We start from the raw sequence: 3,028 nt of genomic DNA, 5'->3' as shown, positions 1-3,028 counted from the left end.
GCCAGGGGCCGGGTGCGGCGCCAGCCCCCTCAAGCCGTCGCGGCCCGGTAGGGTCTGCTCGTTGCGTTAACCTCATAGCGCGCTCCGGGCGCCTTGTCTGCGGGGGCCTGCCCGGCGCCCCCGCTCTCCCCAGGGTGTCGGGTTACGGATCGCCCCGGACACCATGCGGGCAACGTGCCCCGGCACTGGATTTCGGCCGCGGAATCGGGGACAGCAGGCCCGAGGAAACGTAGTTCCCAAGATTTCGGCCGGGCCAGACCGGGCGGGAAAAGGACGGTTCGATGAAGAAGGTCTACACGGATCCCACCGCGGCCTTGGCCGGCCTGCTGCGCGACGACATGATGGTCATGTGCGGCGGGTTCGGCCTCTGCGGCATCCCCGACGAGCTGATCGAGGCGGTGCGCGCCTCGGGCGTCAAGGGCCTGACCATCGTGTCGAACAATGCCGGCATCGACGGGGTCGGCCTGGGCAAGCTCCTGGACACGCGGCAGGTGCGCAAGATGATCTCGTCCTATGTCGGCGAGAACAAGGAGTTCGCCCGGCAATATCTCGGGGGCGAATTGGAGATCGAGTTCAACCCGCAGGGGACCCTGGCCGAGCGCATCCGCGCGGGCGGCGCCGGCATCCCGGCCTTCTTCACCAAGACCGGCGTCGGCACCAAGGTCGCCGAGGGCAAGGAGGTGCGGGAGTTCGACGGCGAGGCATACGTGATGGAGCGCGGGCTGTTCGCGGACCTCGCCATCGTGCACGCCCATACCGGCGATACCGAGGGCAACCTGCGCTACCGGATGACCGCCCGCAACTTCAACCCGATGATGGCGACCGCCGCCACGATGACGGTGGCGCAGGTGGAGCACCTCGTGAAGCCCGGCGAGATCGACCCGGACACGATCCACACGCCCGGGATCTTCGTGAAGCGGATCATCGAGGTCGGCGCGCGCGAGAAGCGGATCGAGCAGCGCACCACGCGCAAGCGCGGCGACAGCACCCCCGCGGCCGCCGCCGGCGGCGGCACCCACTGATCGAGGGAAAGGGAATAGAACGATGGCCTGGACCCGCGAGCAGATGGCGGCGCGCGCCGCCAAGGAACTGGAAGACGGCTTCTACGTGAACCTCGGCATCGGCATCCCGACGCTGGTGTCGAACTACATCCCGGACGGCATGTCGGTGCAGCTGCAATCCGAGAACGGCATGCTCGGCATGGGCCCCTTCCCGTACGAGGGCGAGGAGGACCCGGACCTGATCAACGCCGGCAAGCAGACGATCACGGCGCTGCCGACCACGAGCTACTTCTCGTCGGCGGATTCCTTCGGGATGATCCGGGGCGGGCACATCAACCTGTCGATCCTCGGCGCCATGCAGGTGGCCGGCAACGGCGACCTCGCCAACTGGATGATCCCCGGCAAGATGGTGAAGGGGATGGGCGGCGCGATGGACCTCGTCGCCGGGGTGAAGCGCGTCATCGTGGTGATGGAGCACGTCGCCAGGAACAAGGACGGCACCGAGAGCCCAAAGCTGCTCAAGGCCTGCGACCTGCCGCTCACCGGAACCCAGGTGGTCGACCTCGTGATCACCGATCTCGGGGTGTTCGCGATCGACAAGAAGGGCGACGGCGGCATGACGCTGATCGAGCTCGCCGACGGCGTCACCGAGGACGAGATCCGCAGGAAGACCGAAGCCGACTACACCGTCGCCCTCGCGGCCTGATCCGGAGCGCTCTCTCGGCTCGAACAGGGGTTTCCAAAGGGCCTGCGGCCCTTTGGCGGGGTTCGGGGCGCGAAGCCCCGGGTCTTCGCAGGGCTCGGCCCCGCACGCGCAAGGTTTTGGGCCGAGAGCCAGGACATGGCGTCGAGCTGTCTGCACGGCCCTTTTCCCGGGCGCATGCAGCGCCAGCGGAATGCGATCCGGGACCCAGCACAATACGGCGCGCAGCGTCCGTCTGATCAACCTGTGCCGCTGACGCGGCGCTTCGTGTGCTGGGTCCCGGATCAGGTTCCGCTTCGCTTCACCTGTCCGGGAAAGGGGGGCACGTGATCTGCTCAGGAGCGCCGATCCCACGAGGCGCACGTGGCCAAACACCTTAAAAGGGATGGGTCCAAGACCTTTTGAAATCGAGATCGTTTGCCGGTTTCTCGGACCGGCACCATGTCCTAAGGCGGCCCGGATGCCGTCGAGGAAGCGGGCCACCTCGGCGTTCAGGCGCCCGGACTGATCCGAGAGAACGGCCGCCGCGTCCAGCACCTGGGTCGCGGCCGCCCCGGTCTTCTCCGACGCATCCGCGACGCCGACGATGTTGCTCGTGACCGCACCGGTCCCCAGGGCGGCCTCGGAGACGTTGCGGACGATCTCCTGCGTCGCGGCCCCCTGCTCCTCGACCGCGGCCGCGATGCTGGCGGTGACGCCGTCGATCTCGCCGATCCGGCTGGTGATCCCGCCGATGGCCGCCACGGCATTCTCGGTCACGGCCCGGATCGCGCCGACCTGGCCGGTGATCTCCTCCGTGACCCGGGCGGTCTGGCCGGCCAGTTCCTTCACCTCCGAGGCGACGACGGCGAAGCCGCGCCCCGCCTCTCCGGCCCTCGCCGCCTCGATGGTGGCGTTGAGCGCCAGCAGGTTGGTCTGGCTGGCGATGTCGGCGATCAGCCCGACCATCGCGCCGATCTTCGCCGAGGTCTGGTTCAGGGCCTGGACCAGCTTGGTCGTCTGCCCGGCCTCCTGGGCGGCGATCCGGGTGAGGCCGGCCGACCCCGTGACCTGACGTCCGATCTCCTGAACCGAGGTGCCGAGCTGTTCCGCGGCCGCCGCGACCGTCTGGACGTTGCCGGCCGCCTCCTCGGCCGCCGACGCGACGGTGGCGGCCTGCATCGCCGCCAGGCTGGCCGTGTCGGTCATGCCCTGGGCGGCTCGCTGCAGGTCGATGGCCGATGTCGAGACGGCGCCGACGATGCCGACCATGGTCTGCTCGAAGCTGTCGGCCAGCTCGGCGCGGGCGCGCCTGCGCTCGGACGAGGCCGCCTGGTCGGCACGG

2 protein-coding genes and 1 pseudogene are annotated in these 3,028 nt (G+C 69.2%); 2 read left to right on the top strand and 1 reads right to left on the bottom strand.

The window, feature by feature from the left end; genetic code table 11:
- Positions 1–281 precede the first annotated feature (281 nt).
- Together FV228_RS25150 and FV228_RS25145 are read left to right on the top strand one after the other, a co-directional pair.
- A complete protein-coding gene (locus tag FV228_RS25150; RefSeq protein ID WP_147857042.1) occupies positions 282–1,022 on the top strand; it encodes a CoA transferase subunit A in 741 nt (246 codons plus the stop codon).
- A gap of 22 nt (positions 1,023–1,044) precedes the next feature.
- Positions 1,045–1,707 carry a CoA transferase subunit B gene (locus tag FV228_RS25145; RefSeq protein WP_147857041.1) on the top strand — a complete coding sequence of 221 codons (663 nt, stop codon included), beginning with the start codon at positions 1,045–1,047 and terminating at the stop codon, positions 1,705–1,707.
- A 447-nt stretch (positions 1,708–2,154) separates the two neighbouring features.
- On the opposite strand, the pseudogene FV228_RS25140 reads toward FV228_RS25145, so the two are convergent.
- Positions 2,155–3,028 (bottom strand): annotated as a pseudogene (locus tag FV228_RS25140) (methyl-accepting chemotaxis protein); the annotation flags it as partial.

The sequence above is a fragment of the Methylobacterium sp. WL18 genome, assembly GCF_008040015.1.
GTDB classification, from domain to species: domain Bacteria; phylum Pseudomonadota; class Alphaproteobacteria; order Rhizobiales; family Beijerinckiaceae; genus Methylobacterium; species Methylobacterium mesophilicum.
This window is presented reverse-complemented; position numbering and strand designations above follow the sequence as displayed.